Annotated in this window: 19 protein-coding genes and 1 other annotated feature; of the genes, 13 read left to right on the forward strand and 6 right to left on the reverse strand. The window is 56.6% G+C overall.

From position 1 onward, the window contains the following. The first annotated feature begins 1 nt into the window (after position 1). The 13 genes from infC to selO all read left to right on the forward strand — a co-directional run bounded on the left by infC (position 2) and on the right by selO (position 10,713). A complete protein-coding gene (gene infC / locus L384_RS0121200; RefSeq protein WP_023616141.1) occupies positions 2-544 on the forward strand; it encodes a translation initiation factor IF-3 in 543 nt (180 codons plus the stop codon). Positions 545-641: 97 nt separating this feature from the next. Then, on the forward strand, positions 642-839 hold the full coding sequence (gene rpmI, locus L384_RS06790) for a 50S ribosomal protein L35 (protein WP_001124225.1): 198 nt from the start codon (positions 642-644) through the stop codon (positions 837-839). 50 nt (positions 840-889) lie between these two features. Next, the gene (rplT, locus tag L384_RS06785) at positions 890-1,246 is read left to right on the forward strand and encodes a 50S ribosomal protein L20 (protein WP_000124850.1); all 357 of its coding nucleotides are present in this window, start codon (positions 890-892) and stop codon (positions 1,244-1,246) included. A 117-nt stretch (positions 1,247-1,363) separates the two neighbouring features. Next, positions 1,364-1,488, forward strand: a sequence feature (Phe leader region). Continuing rightward, positions 1,369-1,413 (forward strand): pheST operon leader peptide PheM, encoded by a 45-nt coding sequence (gene pheM / locus L384_RS22490; RefSeq protein WP_001386830.1) that lies wholly within the window; start codon positions 1,369-1,371, stop codon positions 1,411-1,413. Its footprint overlaps the feature before it by 45 nt. A 62-nt stretch (positions 1,489-1,550) precedes the next feature. Continuing rightward, positions 1,551-2,534 (forward strand): phenylalanine--tRNA ligase subunit alpha, encoded by a 984-nt coding sequence (gene pheS / locus L384_RS06780; RefSeq protein WP_003857809.1) that lies wholly within the window; start codon positions 1,551-1,553, stop codon positions 2,532-2,534. A gap of 15 nt (positions 2,535-2,549) precedes the next feature. After that, on the forward strand, positions 2,550-4,937 hold the full coding sequence (pheT, locus tag L384_RS06775) for a phenylalanine--tRNA ligase subunit beta (RefSeq protein WP_022650903.1): 2,388 nt from the start codon (positions 2,550-2,552) through the stop codon (positions 4,935-4,937). A gap of 4 nt (positions 4,938-4,941) precedes the next feature. After that, entirely contained in the window at positions 4,942-5,241 is a 300-nt protein-coding gene (gene ihfA / locus L384_RS06770) for an integration host factor subunit alpha (protein ID WP_003857805.1), read from the forward strand. Between the two features lie 103 nt (positions 5,242-5,344). After that, entirely contained in the window at positions 5,345-6,325 is a 981-nt protein-coding gene (gene btuC / locus L384_RS06765; protein WP_023324500.1) for a vitamin B12 ABC transporter permease BtuC, read from the forward strand. Between the two features lie 33 nt (positions 6,326-6,358). Next, positions 6,359-6,910, forward strand: coding sequence for a glutathione peroxidase (locus tag L384_RS06760; protein WP_022650905.1), 552 nt, complete (start codon positions 6,359-6,361; stop codon positions 6,908-6,910). Continuing rightward, positions 6,910-7,665, forward strand: a complete 756-nt coding sequence (gene btuD, locus L384_RS06755) for a vitamin B12 ABC transporter ATP-binding protein BtuD (RefSeq protein ID WP_022650906.1) — start codon at positions 6,910-6,912, stop codon at positions 7,663-7,665. Before L384_RS06760 ends, btuD begins: the two co-directional genes overlap by 1 nt. Positions 7,666-7,737: 72 nt before the next feature. Next, positions 7,738-8,202 (forward strand): NlpC/P60 family protein, encoded by a 465-nt coding sequence (locus tag L384_RS06750; RefSeq protein WP_015570730.1) that lies wholly within the window; start codon positions 7,738-7,740, stop codon positions 8,200-8,202. 293 nt (positions 8,203-8,495) lie between these two features. Next, positions 8,496-9,209 carry an EAL domain-containing protein gene (locus L384_RS06745; protein ID WP_003857794.1) on the forward strand — a complete coding sequence of 238 codons (714 nt, stop codon included), beginning with the start codon at positions 8,496-8,498 and terminating at the stop codon, positions 9,207-9,209. A gap of 61 nt (positions 9,210-9,270) precedes the next feature. Then, on the forward strand, positions 9,271-10,713 hold the full coding sequence (selO, locus tag L384_RS06740; RefSeq protein WP_023324501.1) for a protein adenylyltransferase SelO: 1,443 nt from the start codon (positions 9,271-9,273) through the stop codon (positions 10,711-10,713). Here selO and L384_RS06735 read toward each other — a convergent pair. The 6 genes from L384_RS06735 to hemP all read right to left on the reverse strand — a co-directional run bounded on the left by L384_RS06735 (position 10,710) and on the right by hemP (position 16,600). Continuing rightward, positions 10,710-11,489, reverse strand: coding sequence for a heme ABC transporter ATP-binding protein (locus L384_RS06735; protein ID WP_023324502.1), 780 nt, complete (start codon positions 11,487-11,489; stop codon positions 10,710-10,712). The two genes, selO and L384_RS06735, sit on opposite strands and share 4 nt — an antisense overlap. After that, positions 11,482-12,474, reverse strand: a complete 993-nt coding sequence (locus tag L384_RS06730) for a FecCD family ABC transporter permease (protein WP_023324503.1) — start codon at positions 12,472-12,474, stop codon at positions 11,482-11,484. The genes L384_RS06735 and L384_RS06730 overlap by 8 nt, the downstream gene beginning before the upstream one ends. Further along, on the reverse strand, positions 12,474-13,292 hold the full coding sequence (locus L384_RS06725; protein ID WP_022650910.1) for a heme/hemin ABC transporter substrate-binding protein: 819 nt from the start codon (positions 13,290-13,292) through the stop codon (positions 12,474-12,476). The genes L384_RS06730 and L384_RS06725 overlap by 1 nt, the downstream gene beginning before the upstream one ends. After that, on the reverse strand, positions 13,289-14,317 hold the full coding sequence (gene chuS, locus L384_RS06720) for a hematinate-forming heme oxygenase ChuS (RefSeq protein WP_022650911.1): 1,029 nt from the start codon (positions 14,315-14,317) through the stop codon (positions 13,289-13,291). Before chuS ends, L384_RS06725 begins: the two co-directional genes overlap by 4 nt. 35 nt (positions 14,318-14,352) lie before the next feature. Beyond that, entirely contained in the window at positions 14,353-16,335 is a 1,983-nt protein-coding gene (locus L384_RS06715; protein ID WP_023324504.1) for a TonB-dependent hemoglobin/transferrin/lactoferrin family receptor, read from the reverse strand. A gap of 76 nt (positions 16,336-16,411) precedes the next feature. Next, positions 16,412-16,600 carry a hemin uptake protein HemP gene (hemP, locus tag L384_RS0121205; protein WP_015570723.1) on the reverse strand — a complete coding sequence of 63 codons (189 nt, stop codon included), beginning with the start codon at positions 16,598-16,600 and terminating at the stop codon, positions 16,412-16,414. Between the last annotated feature and the right edge of the window lie 187 nt (positions 16,601-16,787).

The raw sequence follows: 16,787 nt of genomic DNA on the forward strand, positions 1-16,787 counted from the left end.
TATTAAAGGCGGAAAACGAGTTCAAACGGCACGTCCGAATCGTATCAATGGCGAGATTCGCGCCCAGGAAGTTCGCTTAACAGGTCTGGAAGGCGAGCAGCTGGGGATTGTGAGTCTGAGAGAAGCGATCGAAAAGGCTGAAGAAGCTGGAGTAGATTTAGTTGAAATCAGCCCTAACGCCGAACCGCCAGTTTGTCGTATCATGGACTACGGCAAGTTCCTTTATGAAAAGAGTAAGTCTTCTAAGGAACAGAAGAAGAAGCAAAAAGTTATCCAGGTTAAGGAAATCAAATTCCGTCCTGGTACCGACGATGGCGATTATCAGGTAAAACTCCGCAGCCTGATTCGCTTTCTGGAAGATGGCGATAAGGCCAAGATCACGCTGCGTTTCCGCGGTCGTGAGATGGCCCACCAACAGATTGGTATGGAAGTGCTTAACCGCGTCCGTGACGATCTGAGTGAACTGGCAGTAGTCGAATCCTTCCCTACGAAGATCGAAGGCCGCCAGATGATCATGGTGCTCGCTCCTAAGAAGAAACAGTAAGGCCTTCAAGCAGCAAAATCTGTGGAGCCTTCGGGTTTCATAGGTTTTGTTCGCCTATGTTTCGTTTATTTAACAATGCGAAGTGGAAGTTATTAAAATGCCAAAAATTAAGACCGTACGCGGTGCTGCTAAGCGCTTCAAAAAAACCGGTAAAGGTGGTTTTAAGCACAAGCACGCTAACCTGCGTCACATTCTGACTAAGAAAGCTACCAAGCGTAAACGTCACCTGCGTCCAAAAGCCATGGTTTCTAAAGGCGATCTGGGCCTGGTCATCGCGTGCCTGCCGTACGCATAAGTCGTTAACGTTTAACTTTTTTAACTTAGAATAGATACAGGAGAGCACACATGGCTCGCGTAAAACGTGGTGTAATTGCACGTGCACGTCACAAGAAAATTTTGAAACAAGCTAAAGGCTACTACGGTGCGCGTTCACGCGTATACCGCGTTGCCTTCCAGGCTGTTATCAAAGCAGGTCAGTACGCTTACCGTGACCGTCGTCAGCGTAAGCGTCAGTTCCGTCAACTGTGGATTGCGCGTATCAACGCAGCAGCACGTCAGAACGGTATTTCTTACAGCAAATTCATCAACGGCCTGAAAAAAGCCTCTGTTGAAATCGACCGTAAGATCCTGGCTGACATCGCAGTATTCGACAAAGTAGCGTTCACCGCTCTGGTCGAAAAAGCGAAAGCAGCACTGGCATAAGCCAGTTGAGAGAGGGGGCTTTGCCTCCTCTTTTCATTTAACACCATCAGAAGATTGACATTTATCCGTGCAGGCTTTTCAATAAGGTCTTAACGGTTTTTACCCTACAAGGTAACGCAAGCATGAATGCTGCTATTTTCCGCTTCTTCTTTTACTTTAGCACCTGACTTCAGGAGGCTAGCGCGTGAAAGATGAAACGAAAAACAGCGCCAGATAAGCCTCCCGATGGAGGCTTTTTTTGTGCCTGAAGTTAAGAGAATACGTCCAACAATTCGGTGTCTGCACCGACATAATGAGGAAAACCATGTCACATCTCGCAGAGCTGGTTGCCAGTGCAACGGCCGCCATTAACCAGGCCTCAGATGTTGCCGCGTTAGACAATGTCCGCGTCGAATATCTGGGCAAGAAAGGGCATTTGACCCTTCAGATGACTACCCTGCGTGAACTGCCAGCAGAGGAGCGCCCGGCAGCCGGTGCAGTGATTAACGAAGCCAAAGAGCAGGTACAGCAGGCGCTGAACGCGCGTAAAGCCGAGCTGGAAAGCGCAGTACTGAATGCGCGTCTGGCGGCAGAAACGATTGACGTTTCTCTGCCGGGTCGTCGTATTGAAAACGGCGGTCTGCATCCGGTTACCCGTACTATCGATCGTATTGAAAGTTTCTTCGGTGAGCTCGGCTTTACCGTGGCGACTGGCCCGGAAATTGAAGATGATTACCACAACTTCGATGCCCTCAACATTCCTGGCCATCATCCGGCACGTGCTGACCACGACACTTTCTGGTTTGACGCTACCCGTCTGCTGCGTACCCAGACTTCCGGCGTTCAGATCCGTACCATGAAGGAACAGGAACCGCCTATCCGCATCATCGCGCCGGGCCGCGTCTATCGTAACGACTACGATCAGACCCACACCCCAATGTTCCACCAGATGGAAGGTCTGATTGTTGATAAAAACATCAGCTTCACCAACCTGAAAGGCACGCTGCACGATTTCCTGAACAACTTTTTTGAGGAAGATTTGCAGGTTCGCTTCCGTCCGTCCTACTTCCCGTTCACCGAACCGTCTGCGGAAGTTGACGTGATGGGTAAAAACGGTAAATGGCTGGAAGTGCTGGGCTGCGGCATGGTGCATCCAAACGTGCTGCGCAACGTGGGTATCGATCCAGAAGTGTATTCCGGCTTTGCGTTCGGTATGGGCATGGAGCGTCTGACCATGCTGCGCTACGGCGTAACCGATTTACGTGCGTTCTTCGAAAACGATCTGCGTTTCCTCAAACAGTTTAAATAAGGGCAGGACAGAACAATGAAATTCAGTGAACTGTGGTTACGCGAATGGGTGAACACCACGCTGGACAGCGACGCGCTTTCCAACCAGATCACCATGGCGGGTCTGGAAGTTGACGGTGTAGAGCCGGTTTCTGGCGCCTTCACCGGCGTGGTCGTGGGCGAAGTGGTTGAATGCGGTCAGCACCCTAACGCTGACAAACTGCGCGTAACAAAAGTCAATGTGGGCGGTGATCGTCTGCTGGATATCGTCTGCGGTGCGCCAAACTGCCGTCAGGGCCTGAAAGTGGCCGTGGCGACCGTCGGTGCGGTACTGCCGGGCGATTTCAAAATCAAAGCGGCTAAGCTGCGCGGTGAGCCGTCTGAAGGTATGCTGTGCTCCTTCTCCGAACTGGGTATTTCCGACGATCACTCCGGCATTATTGAACTGCCGCAGGATGCGCCAGTCGGCACCGATATCCGCGAATACCTGAAGCTTGATGACAACACCATCGAAATCAGCGTAACGCCAAACCGTGCCGACTGCTTAGGCATCATCGGTGTGGCCCGCGACGTGGCCGTGCTAAACCAGACCGAACTGAACGTGCCGGAGATCGCGCCGGTTGAGGCAACCATCAGTGACGTGCTGCCGATTCAGGTAGACGCGCCTGAGGCCTGCCCACGCTACCTCGGTCGTGTGGTGAAAGGTATTAACGTTAAAGCGCCAACCCCGCTGTGGATGAAAGAGAAACTGCGTCGCTGCGGTATCCGTTCTATCGACGCCGTGGTTGACGTCACCAACTATGTTCTGCTGGAGCTGGGCCAGCCAATGCACGCCTTTGATAAAGATCGTATCGAAGGTGGGATCGTCGTGCGCATGGCGAAAGAGGGCGAAACCCTGGTTCTGCTGGACGGCAGCGAAGCGAAACTGAACGCCGACACCCTGGTGATTGCCGATCACAACAAAGCGCTGGCGATGGGCGGTATCTTCGGCGGCGAGCACTCTGGCGTTAACGACGAGACGCAAAACGTCCTGCTGGAATGCGCGTTCTTCAGCCCGCTCTCCATCACCGGCCGCGCACGCCGTCACGGTCTGCACACTGATGCTTCTCATCGCTACGAGCGTGGCGTGGATCCTGCGCTGCAATACAAAGCGATGGAGCGTGCAACTCGCCTGCTGATCGATATCTGCGGCGGTGAAGCGGGTCCGGTAATTGATGTGACCAACGAAGCGACACTGCCGAAGCGTGCGACCATTACCCTGCGCCGCAGCAAGCTGGATCGCCTGATTGGTCACCACGTTGCCGATGCGCAGGTGACCGACATTCTGACGCGTCTGGGCTGCGAAGTCACTGAAGGTCAGGACGAGTGGAAAGCCGTTGCGCCATCCTGGCGTTTCGACATGGAGATCGAAGAAGATCTGGTGGAAGAAGTGGCCCGCGTTTACGGCTACAACAACATCCCTGACGAGCCGGTGCAGGCGGGTCTGGTGATGGGCAGCCATCGCGAGGCCGATCTGTCTCTGAAGCGTGTGAAAACCATGCTGAACGACAAAGGCTACCAGGAAGTGATCACCTACAGCTTCGTTGATCCTAAGCTGCAACAGCTGATCCACCCGGGTCAGGAAGCGCTGATCCTGCCAAGCCCGATTTCCAGCGAGATGTCAGCGATGCGTCTGTCCCTGTGGACGGGACTGCTGGGCACTATCGTTTATAACCAGAACCGTCAGCAAAACCGTGTACGTATTTTCGAAAGCGGTTTGCGCTTTGTACCGGATACTCAGGCGAATTTAGGCATCCGTCAGGATCTCATGCTGGCCGGCGCCATCAGCGGTAACCGCTATGAAGAGCACTGGGACCTGGCAAAAGGGACGGTTGATTTCTACGATATGAAGGGCGATCTGGAAGCAATTCTCGATCTGACCGGTAAATTATCCGAAATTGAATTCCGCGCAGAAGCGATTCCAGCCCTGCATCCGGGTCAGAGTGCGGCGATCTATTTAGACGGCAAACGTGTTGGTTTCATTGGGGTTGTTCACCCGGAACTGGAACGTAAGCTGGATCTGAATGGCCGTACCATCGTATTCGAACTTGAGTGGAACCCGGTTGCAGACCGCGTCATTCCTCAGGCGCAGGACGTCTCACGCTTCCCGGCAAACCGCCGTGATATCGCGGTTGTGGTCGCTGAAAATGTGCCCGCAGCAGATATTTTGGCCGAATGTAAGAAAGTTGGCGTAAATCAGGTAGTTGGCGTAAACTTATTTGACGTGTACCGCGGCAAGGGCGTAGCAGAAGGTTTCAAGAGCCTCGCTATTAGCCTTATCCTTCAGGATACCAGCCGTACACTCGAAGAAGAGGAGATTGCCGCTACCGTCGCCAAATGTGTAGAGGCATTAAAAGAGCGATTCCAGGCATCATTGAGGGATTGAACCTATGGCGCTTACAAAAGCTGAAATGTCAGAATATCTGTTTGATAAGCTTGGGCTTAGCAAACGGGATGCCAAAGAGCTGGTAGAGCTGTTTTTCGAAGAGATCCGTCGTGCTCTGGAAAATGGTGAGCAGGTTAAACTCTCCGGCTTTGGCAATTTTGATTTGCGAGACAAAAACCAACGTCCGGGCCGTAACCCGAAGACGGGGGAAGATATTCCCATTACAGCCCGCCGCGTGGTGACCTTCAGACCCGGACAGAAGTTAAAAAGCCGTGTCGAAAACGCAACGCCCAAAGCAGAGTAATATGAACTAACTAAAAAGGCCGCTCACGCGGCCTTTTTTCTTTGCGCTATTTGCTAAACCCGCCGTAAAATCAATGATATCTCAACCGGATAACCTATCGTCTATGCTTGATCTTGCCCGTCTTCAGCACCGCTCCGATCTCCGCCGCCTGTGTCTGCTCGGGGTGCTGTTGATTGTCTCCACCACCGTCAGCCTGTGCGCGGGCGATCGGTGGCTGGGGCCGGAAAGCTGGTTTACGCCTGAAGGGCAGCTCTTTGTCTGGCATATCCGCCTGCCGCGGACGCTGGCTGTCCTTTTAGTCGGCGCTGCGCTGGCGCTGTGCGGTACGATCATGCAGGCATTATTTGAAAACCCTCTGGCGGAACCCGGGCTTCTCGGGGTCTCGAATGGTGCAGGCGTCGGGCTTATCGCCGCCGTGATGTTGGGGGGAGGCGAGCTCTCCGGCTGGGGGATTAGCCTCAGCGCCATCCTTGGCGCGCTGTTGATAACCCTTATCCTTCTGCGCTTTGCTCGTCGCCATTTATCCACCAGCCGGCTGCTGCTTGCCGGGGTAGCGTTGGGGATCATCTGTAGTGCGCTGATGACCTGGGCCGTCTACTTTTCTACCTCCTTCGATCTGCGCCAGTTAATGTACTGGATGATGGGGGGATTTGGTGGCGTCGACTGGCGTCAGGGGTGGCTGATGGTGCTCCTGATCCCGGCTATCCTGTGGATGGTTTTCCAGGCGCAGCCGCTGAATATTCTCGCGCTGGGCGAAACGTCTGCTCGCCAGCTCGGGATGCCGATTGGATTCTGGCGCAACGTGCTGGTTATCGCCATCGGCTGGATGGTGGGCGTAAGCGTGGCGCTGGCGGGGGCGATTGGCTTTATTGGGCTGGTGATCCCGCATATGCTGCGTCTGTGCGGCATGACGGACCACCGAACCCTGCTCCCGGCCTCGGCGGTTGCCGGGGCGGCAACGCTGCTGGTTGCCGATATCATCGCCCGACTCGCCCTGACGGCCGCTGAGTTGCCCATAGGCGTGGTGACCGCAACGCTGGGCGCGCCGGTCTTTATCTGGCTACTATTAAAAGCTGGACGTTAAAACACAACCTGTAAGTCAACCTGAGGGAATGCTATGCAGTCTGATATTCTGAATACCGAAGTGACGACCATTGACGGCGAGAAAACCACGCTGGAAGGCTACAAGGGCAAGGTGCTGCTCATCGTGAACGTGGCGTCGAAATGTGGCCTTACGCCGCAGTATGAACAGCTGGAAAACATTCATAAAGCCTGGGAAAAAGACGGCTTTACCGTACTCGGCTTCCCGTGCAACCAGTTCCTGGGCCAGGAGCCGGGCAGCGAAGAGGAAATTAAGACCTTTTGCAGCACAACCTATGGCGTGACGTTCCCGATGTTCAGCAAAATTGACGTGAACGGGGAAAATCGTCATCCGCTGTATGCCAAACTGGTGGCCGCGGCGCCGACCGCCGTTGCGCCTGAAGAGAGTGGTTTCTATGAGCGTATGGCGAGTAAAGGCCGCGCGCCGCTCTATCCGGACGATATTCTGTGGAACTTCGAAAAATTCCTGATTGGACGTGACGGTCAGGTCGTGCAGCGTTTTTCGCCTGACATGACGCCGGAAGATCCTATCGTGATGGAATCAATCAAGCTGGCGCTGGCGAAATAATGACGCTGCTGATGCAGCTCACGGACGTTGCCGGGAAGGGACGTCTTGAGCCTGTGACTGCCGCAGTCAACGCAGGTGAAATCCTTCACCTGGTTGGGCCAAACGGCGCCGGAAAAAGCACGCTGCTGGCTCGCATGGCGGGGCTGACCACCGGGGAAGGAGAGATAACCTTTCTCGGGCAATCGCTCGTCGACTGGCTACCCGCTACACTTGCCTCCCGTCGAAGCTACCTGGTTCAGCAGCAGGTTCCGCCCTTTGCGATGCCCGTCTGGCACTACCTGACGCTGCATCTGTCTGATAAAAATCAGGTGGGCTTGCTCAACGAGGTTGCTGCGGCGCTCGGGTTAGACGATAAGCTCACCCGGCAGGCAAATCAGCTTTCCGGCGGCGAGTGGCAGCGCGTGCGTCTGGCCGCCGTTATCCTTCAGATCCATCCGGCGGGAAATCCTCACGGGCGGATGCTGCTGCTGGACGAGCCGATGAGCGGGCTGGACGTTGCCCAACAGGCAGCGCTGGATACCCTGCTCAGCGCGCTATGTCGCAAGGGGATCGCCATTGTGATGAGCAGCCATGATTTAAACCATACGTTGCGCCACGCGCATCGGGTGTGGTTGCTGGCGCGTGGCAAACTGATTGCCAGCGGAACGCGCGACAACGTGCTGACGGCCGCCAATCTTGCGAGCGCTTACCACATGTCGTTCCGGAGGCTGGATATTGAAGGCCACAAGATGCTCATTTCCACGGCGCAGGAATAACCTTTCTTGCACAGTCGCATAGATGCACGCTAAATTACCGAAAGAACAAAAAAAGCAGAGGATTCGTCTGAAATGCGATTCTGGTTTCTCCTTGTTGCGGCGCTATTTCTTGCAGGATGCAGCAGCCATCGTGCACCTCCGCCCAACCCACGGCTTTCCGATTCCATTACGGTCATTGCCAGCCTGAACGATCAGCTCAGCAACTGGCGCGGCACCCCTTATCGCTACGGCGGCATGAGCCGGGGCGGGGTGGATTGCTCAGGATTCGTGCTGATGACCTTCCGCGATAAATTTGACCTCCAGCTTCCGCGAGAAACGCGTATGCAGGCGAAAATCGGCACTGAAATTGATAAAGACGAACTCCTGCCCGGCGATCTGGTCTTTTTTAAAACGGGCTCCGGTGAAAGCGGCCTTCATGTCGGCATTTATGACACCGATAATCAGTTCATTCATGCCTCGACCAGCCGTGGCGTGATGCGCTCCTCTCTGGATAATGTTTACTGGCGTAAAAACTTCTGGCAGGCCAGACGTATTTAACCGCTGCATAAAAATGCAGTGCGGAGGGCCTGGCGGTGAAAATAGACGTCAGGCTTTTCTTACGGGTTGATTAAAGTTAAATTTTTTGCCCAATTATTTATGGCGGCATGTGCCTGTTTTATCTAAAACTGGCTATTATTCAATAACCAGGATAAAATTAATTAAGATTCAGGGAAAAATCTGAAAATTAATACGGAAAGAATGAAATTAATCTTATTAAAATCAAGACAGTGGAATTGTGCCTGCAATTGCTCCAGGATGTTCTCTCTCATCTTTAATGCAGGACAAGCGCGATGATTATTACGCTAGATAATGCTTACCAGTCTGAACTTTTACTCCTTCCGGCGCGTGATAGTGCAGGTTTGCTTAAAGGTTTAGAGATTTTGGTTAACTTTACTGGCGTGGGTGCGGACGTACGGATCCCGACTGAACTGGTTATCCCCCATCTTTCTCAGGAAGATGAATTAGCGCTGTTTCAGGAGAAACTACAATTACTCGATACCTGTAAGCTATTTTTTATTCAGCATCAGTTAATTGCATGGATCAATATTACACCTGCAATTGTTGAGTTTTTATTAACTAATGAGAACGCTGTTTCAATCCTTGAACGATATCCGTTTCTTGAGTTTACTGTTAATGAGAACTATCCAGGTTTAAATAACGGGAAAGACGATCCCTGTCTGGCAAGAATGGCGATCCATTTCCCCTTAGTGCTGGCTAACTTCGGTGCAGGGGCTGCGTCCCTTAAGCCGGTTTATGATGGTCTGTTCAAACGGGTGGTTCTGGATAAAAACTTTATCCAGCAGCGTGTCTCGGCACTCTCGTTTGAGCCTTTTATGCGCGCTATTCTCTGGCAGATCGCGCCGCACTGTCAGTCGGTCATGGTCTCGGGAATTGACGATCACGGCATCTTACAACGCGTGCTGCCATTCAATTTTGGTGCAATGCAGGGAAGCCTGTGGCCTGCCGTCCCGGCAGAGCGGGTCACGACTCTCGTACAGCAATAACCCCTTTCTTCGCCCGTGTTTACGTCCAGGGAAACCCTCTACACTCAAAGCAGGAGGACTTATGACCCTGTCTTTTACTGCTCACTGGCACGATGAATTACCCGGCTTTTACACCGCGCTTAAGCCAACGCCTTTACAAAACGCGCGTCTTATCTGGCATAACGATGCATTAGCGGATTCGCTTGGCATCCCTTCGACGCTTTTTCAGCCAGAAAAAGGCGCCGGCGTCTGGGGCGGCGAAACGCTGCTTCCGGGCATGAAGCCGCTGGCTCAGGTCTACAGCGGACATCAGTTTGGCGTCTGGGCGGGACAGCTCGGCGATGGCCGCGGTATCCTGCTGGGTGAACAAGTTCTGCCGAATGGCGAAACGCTCGACTGGCACCTGAAAGGGGCAGGGCTAACCCCATACTCACGCATGGGAGATGGCCGCGCGGTGCTGCGTTCAACCATACGTGAAGGTCTGGCTTCCGAGGCGATGCACGCTCTGGGGATCCCTACCTCACGTGCGCTGTCCATTGTCACCAGCGACACGCCGGTGGCCCGCGAAACGATGGAGCAGGGAGCGATGCTGGTCCGCGTGGCGGAAAGCCATCTGCGTTTCGGTCATTTTGAACACTTCTACTATCGCCGCGAGCCGGATAAAGTCCGCCAGCTTGCCGATTACGCTCTTCGTCGTCACTGGCCGCACCTGCAAAACGAGCCGGACCGCTATGTTCTCTGGTTCCGTGATGTTGTTGCGCGCACCGCCGCAATGATTGCCCGCTGGCAGGCCGTCGGCTTTGCCCACGGGGTGATGAACACCGACAACATGTCCCTGTTAGGGCTGACGTTTGACTACGGTCCGTACGGCTTCCTTGATGACTATCAGCCGGGTTACATCTGTAACCATTCGGACTATCAGGGGCGTTACCGTTTCGACAACCAGCCTGCGGTGGGGCTGTGGAACCTTCAGCGGCTTGCACAAAGCCTGTCGCCGTTTATCGACGTTGATGCCCTGAACGATGCGCTGGACAGCTATCAGGAGGTCCTGCTGCGGGAATACGGTGTGTTAATGCGCACCAGGCTGGGGCTGATGACGCAGCAAAAAGGCGATAACGCGCTGCTGAATGGGCTGTTTGCCATCATGGCGCGTGAAGGCAGCGACTATACCCGAACCTTCCGTATGCTGAGCCAGACCGCGCAGCAGAGCGCCGCGTCACCGCTGCGCGACGAGTTCGTCGATCGACAGGCGTTTGATGACTGGTTTGCCGCTTACCGGGCGCGTTTACAGCAGGAACAAATTGATGACGATACCCGCCAGGCGCGGATGAAGGCGGTTAACCCGGCGATGGTATTGCGCAACTGGCTGGCGCAGCGGGCCATTGAGCAGGCAGAGCAGGGGGACTATACCGAGTTGCATCGGCTACATATCGCCCTGCGCACGCCGTTTGCCGACCGGGAGGATGACTATGTCAGCCGCCCGCCGGACTGGGGCAAGCGGCTGGAAGTGAGCTGCTCAAGCTAAGGGGCGAGAAAAACCTGCGGCGCGGCGTGCGCCGGATGTCTGCCGACGTGCACCTGCGCACCGTACCAGCGTGCCAGCGCGTCGGCCTGCAAAACCGTCTCCGGTATGCCCTGAGAAACAATCCTGCCGTTGTGTAACAGTAGGATCCGGTCCGACCATAATGCGGCAAGATTGAGATCGTGCAGCACCACGCAGGCGTGAAGATGGCCCTGACGGGTCAGCGATTTCAACAGGCGCAGCAGATGCTGCTGGTGGTAGAGATCCAGCGCGGAAGTGGGTTCGTCGAGAAACAGCCAGCCGCGTGGCGTTCCGTCACGCCACAGCTGCGCCAGCGCGCGGGCGAGCTGGACGCGCTGCTGCTCGCCCCCCGAGAGGGCATGATAGCGCCTGCCGGCCAGCGGCAGGCAACCGGTCAGCTGCAACACCTCACGCACAATTGACGGTTCCGGGTGACGCGTCCAGGGCGCACGCCCCATTCCAACGATCTCCTCCACCTGCCAGTCAAATCCAGGCTGAGATTGCTGGCGCATCACCGCCCGATAGCGCGACAGCACCTGCGGATGCCATTCATCCAGCGCTTTTCCCGCCAGCGAACAGCCTCCGCTGTCGGGTTTCAGATAGCCGGTCAGCAGCCGCAGCAGCGTGGATTTCCCTGCGCCGTTGGGGCCGATCAATGTAACCAGCTCTCCCTGCGACAGTGACAGCGAAACGTTATCTGTCAGCGTGCGGCCAGACCGGGTAAAAGTCAGATTTTCAGCCGTATAACGTTCAGCCATGCTGTTCTCCACGACGAAAAATGAGCCATAAGAACCAGGGAGCGCCAAGGATACTGGTGAGCAGGCCGACCGGCATTTCTGCCGGGGCGACCAGGGTGCGCGCGACCGTATCCGCCACCAGCAGCAGTAACGCGCCCGCGAGTACCGTGCCGAGGAGGGTTGCCCGGTGATCGGCGCCCAACCACATGCGCATCAGGTGCGGCACCACGAGTCCGACAAAGCCAATCACGCCGCTGACGGCGACAGCCGCAGCGACCAGCAGGGCGCTGCATAACAGTAATATTCGCTGTACAAGGGCAACGTCCACGCCAAGGTAATGCGCTTCCTCTTCACCCAGTTGCAGTAAATTTAACGCACTGGCACAGCGCCAGATCGCCAGAGCGGCAGGCACCATCAGCGAGGTCACGGCGAGCAGCGTGGACCACTGCGCCTGACCAAGACTTCCCATTCCCCAGAGTGAAAGCTGACGCAGCTGGGCGTCATTGCTGACCCACGAAAGCACACCCACTGCCGCACCGCACAGGGCATTGATGGCGATACCCACCAGCAACAGACGTGACAGAGAGGTGTCATGCTGCTTGCTGAGCAGGAAGATCACGCCTGTGGCTGCCAGCGCCCCAAGAAATGCCGCCAGCATAGGGGCGTAGAGCATCACCAGCGCGGGCAGCGCGAGCGGGAGCACCACCCACAGGGCGACGGCCAGCGCCGCACCGCTGCTGATCCCGAGCAGGCCCGGGTCGGCAAGCGGATTGCGGAACAGCCCCTGCATGACGCAGCCGGCGAGCGCCAGCGACCCGCCAATCACCAGCGCCAGCAGCACGCGGGGCAGACGGATGGTGAGCCAGATCTGGCGTAGCGTCTCATCGCTGCCGCTCCAGAGCACGTTCACCGGCAGGCGTAACGCCCCAAAACCGGTAGCCATGATCGTCATGACGGTAAGCGACCCCGCCAGAAGCCATAACGATAACGTGATGCGCCGGGACATCAGGGCAGTTGCTCCGCTCTGGCACGCAGCTGTTGTATGGCTTTCGGCGTGCGGACGCTGAAGCCCAGCAGGGCCATGTCATCAATAGCCAGCACCTGCTTGCTTCGTCCCGCTGGCGTTTGCGCCAGACCGGGCAGTTTCCACAGATTTTCTTCGCCGCCCAGCGCGTTAAGGCCCTCCTGCGAAATCACCACCAGATCCGGCTGGCTGGCCATCACCCCCTCCTGGGAAAGCGGCTGATAGCGGGTAAAGCCCTGCATGGCGTTCTGCAACCCGGCGGCGCGTATTGCCGCATCCGCGCCGGTCTGTTGCCCGGCCGCCATTGCGGTCATTCCGCCGTGGCTGAGGATAAACAGCACCCGCTTGTTGAGCGGTATTGAGGGCAGTGCCGCCAGCGCCTGACGCAGCGAGCTGCGCAGGGTTTCCCCTTGCGCCTCATGATGCGTCGCCTGAGCTATCACCCTCACTTTTTCGTCAATCGCGCGCAGGTCAGGCGTGCCGGGAACGGTAACCACGCGGACGTGGCTCTGTTCAACCTGCTTCAGCGCCAGAGAGGGCTGCGCCTGGTCGCTTGCCAGCACCAGCGTCGGGCGTACGGACAAAATCCCCTCCGCATTCAGCTGGCGAAGATACCCCACGTCAGGCAGCGCGTTTGTCGCCTGCGGCCACTGGCTGGTACTGTCGCGCGCAACCAGAGAAGACTCCGCGCCGAGGGCGTAGACGATCTCCGTCACGTCGCCGCCGAGGGCGACAATTCTCTCCGGCGCGGCGACGGCGACCAGCGGCAGGGCGCAGAGCAGGGCAAACCAGTTTTTCATGCGGCCAGCCCTTCTGGCGTCAGGGCGTCAATCTGGCGACGCCACTGGCTCTGCTCAGGCTCGCCTTCGGTACGCTGCCCATAGAGCTGGGCGATTTGGGTGCCATCCGCCGCAAACAGCTCCAGGCTGGTGACGTGACCGTCCGCCGTCGGCTTGCGCGTTACCCACGTCTCCGCGACGGCCTCCTCCAGCAGGTGCAGGGTAAAGGTTGGGTTGAAGATGTTCAGCCAGCCTTTCATGGGCGTCAGTTTTTCCACCACACCGGTGAAAATCTGCACGCAGCCGCGGTTGCCGACGAAGATCATGATTTCGTTTCTGTCCTGTCGCGCCGTCTCCAGCAGCTGTGCCAGCGCGCTGTTATCCACCTTACAGGCCAGATCGTCACTCACCAGACGAAACGCCTGCTGGCGGCTCAGGTTATGGCGCTTCAGTAAGCTAAAGAACTGATGCACGTCGGTCATGGCGCGCCACTCTTTCTCCACCGAGCCTGCATCAGCACCGTCGGAATGCGCAGGGGCCTCGACAGCCTTTAGCGCCAGAGCGGGGTTATCGGCAATGATAAAACGGGTCAGCACGTCGCCCCAGGCGGCAACGTCGGTGTGATCCGTGGTGTAGACCTTAAGTAAAGCGTCGCCCTGATGATCGAAGAACTGAATGCTCTGACGTTCGCCGCGGGAGGTCGTTTCACTTATGTGAAACGCGCTCGCCCACTGGTTGAGGAACAAACGCAGATCCAGCGCACGCGGATTTAGCACCAGCCCGGCGTGGCCGCCGAGGTGCTGGTTAGTAAACGCTCCGATCTGTTCATGAACGGCGTATTCGTTACGGCAGATGCATTTGGTTTCCCCCACCGACTCCAGCGCCGCCAGAATCTCACGGATTTCACCGCGCAGCCGCCAGGCGTCGTGTCCCACGCGCGCAAATGCCAGCTCTGCTTCGCTGATGTGCATTAATCCGGCGATATCACGGGCGTACTTACCCGGATGTTCTTCTTTAAGCTCAAGCCAGCGTGTGTAGTGACCCATAATCTTATCCTTCTGAATCGTTGCCCCGAAGGGAATTACCATTGATAACTGACGAAGATCTTGCCGTTGCGGCCATCCTGCGGGATGCCCTGCGGTGACCAGTAGGCTTTGTCGAAGGCGTTCCCCAGCACGAGGGTGGTGGTGATGCCTTTGAACTGCTGCTGACCTTTATAGCTGACGTAGAAATCATTCACTGCGTAGCCAGGCTGCTCGCTGTAGCTGCTGCTGATATGCGTTGAACGTTCGACGAAGGTTCCGATCCAGCCCACGGAGAATCCGCTTTGCGCCACCGGGATATCCAGCTTGCTGGTGACGGTGTCCGGGTTGATGCTGGAGATGTATTCGCCCGTGTCGGTATCTTTCCCGCGCGTGCGGTTGTAGGCCACGTCCAGGTTGAACAGGCTGGTCGCGTAGGTTGCCATCATGTCCCAGCCCCAGATTTTGGCATTTGGTACGTTATAGGACATGGTGGTGGCCGCCGCAAAATCGACGGTAGTGGAGATGTAATCTTTCGCTTTGGTGTCGAAGTAGCTGGCTTTGAACTCCAGCGCGTCGTTGGCGAGCAGCAGATCGTCAAAACGCAGCCCAAAACCGAACTCCTGGGTTTCGTTAGTTTCCGGACGCAGGTTCGGGTTCGGCACCCAGTAGTTGGTGTAGAAGCTGCCGATAGAGAAGTGCTTCGAGTCGTTATACATCTCGCCCATCGTTGGCGCGCGGAAGGCCTGGGCGTAAGAGCCGAACAGCATCAGCCAGTCGGCTGGACTCACGGTTAACCCGGCGCGTGATGACCACTTATCCGCATCCACGTCATCGTAACCGCTGCTGCTGCCGCGGTAGTTGTCGTAACGCGTCCCGCCGAGAAGCGTTACCGGCAGGTCGCGCAGGGTAATCTCATCCTGCAACCAGCCGGAGCTGAAGTCGATTTTAGCGTCCGGGAAGCCGGTGGTCGCGCCGCCAGGGTGTTGCTCCTGACGATAGTATTCCCCGCCGTAGGTCAGCAGGTGCGAGGCGAAGGAGTCGCTGAACAGGCGGGTGCGGTTTTCGACTTTGCCGCCTTTGGTGGTCTGCTTACGGAACTCACCGCTGGCGTCGATGTTCTGGGCGTTAATCCGCGCTTCGGACCAGTAAATTTTCGCATCGGCGTTCAGCCAGTTGTTTCCGGCTGGCGCAATGCGGTAGCCAAGCTGGGCATCGCGCTGAATGGTGGAACGATCGGTCATCGGGTTACTGCTGCTGGCATCCGTGGTCTGCGGATTTTTCGGCTCCTGCGCGTCGTTGTTGTAGTAGCGCAGGGAGCCGCTCAGCGTCTGCGCCGGATCGATTTTCCAGCTGCCTTTCGCCAGCATATTGTTGATGGATTCGTCGTTTGGCGCCCTCGCGCCGTCACTCTGGCGAATGTCGCCGCGATCGCGGCTGGACCAGGAGACCACACCGTCCAGGGTATCGGTGCGGCCATAGGCGCTGGCGCCCATCCCGATGCTGTGATCGCCCGTTGCACCGGTAGCAAATACGCGATAGCCGCTGTTTTTACCTGCATCCAGCAGATCGCTGGCGTCGACGGTGTCATACGAAATTACGCCGCCCAGCGCGCCGCTGCCGTACAGCAAGGCGGAAGGGCCGCGCACCACTTCGATACGTTTGATCAGCGCCGGATCGAGGAACGTGCTGTTCAGGTGTCCGGTATCGGTGCCCTGGCGCACGCCATCCACCAGCACCAGCACGCCACGGCGGTCATAGCCACGGAGGTTAACGTCCTGACCGTTGGTGCGCCCGGTGCCGTCCAGCGTCAGACCGGGCACCTTGCGCAGCAGGTCGGCAGCGGAGCTGGCGGTCTGGTTTTCCGGCGCGGTGGCGTCAATCACGCTCACCATCATGGGGGCTTCAAAGGCGCTGCGGGTATTGCCGGTGGCGGTGACGGTGATCTCGTCTGCAGCGGCAAACGTAACGCCCGGCAGGGTGCTGACAATCGCCAGCGCCAGAAGAGACGGGCGTAAAGACGCGGATTGCAGGTGTGGCATAGCAACTCTCCATAAGAATTGAAAAGCGCTGGCTGCCTGGGGATCACCTGGGTGGCTGGCGAATGTGTTGTCTGGTTTATTTAGTCAGTATCAGTTTTCCGGCATTGGTTTGGCGCAGCAGGTAGTGCTGGCCGTCATGCTCGATAATGACCCGTCCCTCCTCACCCAACAGGCTTTTACTGTCGATTCGGCGATCGGTGGGAGCAGGGGACGGCGCTGTGTGTGTTTTTGTTGGCGTTGCCGCGCTGTTATCGGTCGGTGACATAATGTTTATAAATAACAATCAATGTAACAATGATAATCATTATCAATAAACTGCAAATTCACAGCAAGCGTTTTTGTGAAAATTGTGTGACGGGATCAAATTTGGGGGAGAGATGCGGTCTGACGCCATCACCCCGACCCTCTCCCACGGGGAGAGGGAGAAGGGCACGTACCGTAGGCCGGGTAAG

It is taken from the genome of Enterobacter sp. MGH 38, from assembly GCF_000492855.1.
GTDB lineage: Bacteria > Pseudomonadota > Gammaproteobacteria > Enterobacterales > Enterobacteriaceae > Enterobacter > Enterobacter hormaechei_C.

Bases quoted from the DNA above. Each gene is read 5' to 3' on its own strand.
- rpmI (WP_001124225.1), top strand. From the start codon at position 642: ATGCCAAAAATTAAGACCGTACGCGGTGCTGCTAAGCGCTTCAAAAAA.
- rplT (WP_000124850.1), top strand. From the start codon at position 890: ATGGCTCGCGTAAAACGTGGTGTAATTGCACGTGCACGTCACAAGAAA.
- pheS (WP_003857809.1), top strand. From the start codon at position 1,551: ATGTCACATCTCGCAGAGCTGGTTGCCAGTGCAACGGCCGCCATTAAC.
- pheT (WP_022650903.1), top strand. From the start codon at position 2,550: ATGAAATTCAGTGAACTGTGGTTACGCGAATGGGTGAACACCACGCTG.
- ihfA (WP_003857805.1), top strand. From the start codon at position 4,942: ATGGCGCTTACAAAAGCTGAAATGTCAGAATATCTGTTTGATAAGCTT.
- btuC (WP_023324500.1), top strand. From the start codon at position 5,345: ATGCTTGATCTTGCCCGTCTTCAGCACCGCTCCGATCTCCGCCGCCTG.
- L384_RS06760 (WP_022650905.1), top strand. From the start codon at position 6,359: ATGCAGTCTGATATTCTGAATACCGAAGTGACGACCATTGACGGCGAG.
- btuD (WP_022650906.1), top strand. From the start codon at position 6,910: ATGACGCTGCTGATGCAGCTCACGGACGTTGCCGGGAAGGGACGTCTT.
- L384_RS06750 (WP_015570730.1), top strand. From the start codon at position 7,738: ATGCGATTCTGGTTTCTCCTTGTTGCGGCGCTATTTCTTGCAGGATGC.
- L384_RS06745 (WP_003857794.1), top strand. From the start codon at position 8,496: ATGATTATTACGCTAGATAATGCTTACCAGTCTGAACTTTTACTCCTT.
- selO (WP_023324501.1), top strand. From the start codon at position 9,271: ATGACCCTGTCTTTTACTGCTCACTGGCACGATGAATTACCCGGCTTT.
- L384_RS06735 (WP_023324502.1), bottom strand. From the start codon at position 11,489: ATGGCTGAACGTTATACGGCTGAAAATCTGACTTTTACCCGGTCTGGC.
- L384_RS06730 (WP_023324503.1), bottom strand. From the start codon at position 12,474: ATGTCCCGGCGCATCACGTTATCGTTATGGCTTCTGGCGGGGTCGCTT.
- L384_RS06725 (WP_022650910.1), bottom strand. From the start codon at position 13,292: ATGAAAAACTGGTTTGCCCTGCTCTGCGCCCTGCCGCTGGTCGCCGTC.
- chuS (WP_022650911.1), bottom strand. From the start codon at position 14,317: ATGGGTCACTACACACGCTGGCTTGAGCTTAAAGAAGAACATCCGGGT.
- L384_RS06715 (WP_023324504.1), bottom strand. From the start codon at position 16,335: ATGCCACACCTGCAATCCGCGTCTTTACGCCCGTCTCTTCTGGCGCTG.
- hemP (WP_015570723.1), bottom strand. From the start codon at position 16,600: ATGTCACCGACCGATAACAGCGCGGCAACGCCAACAAAAACACACACA.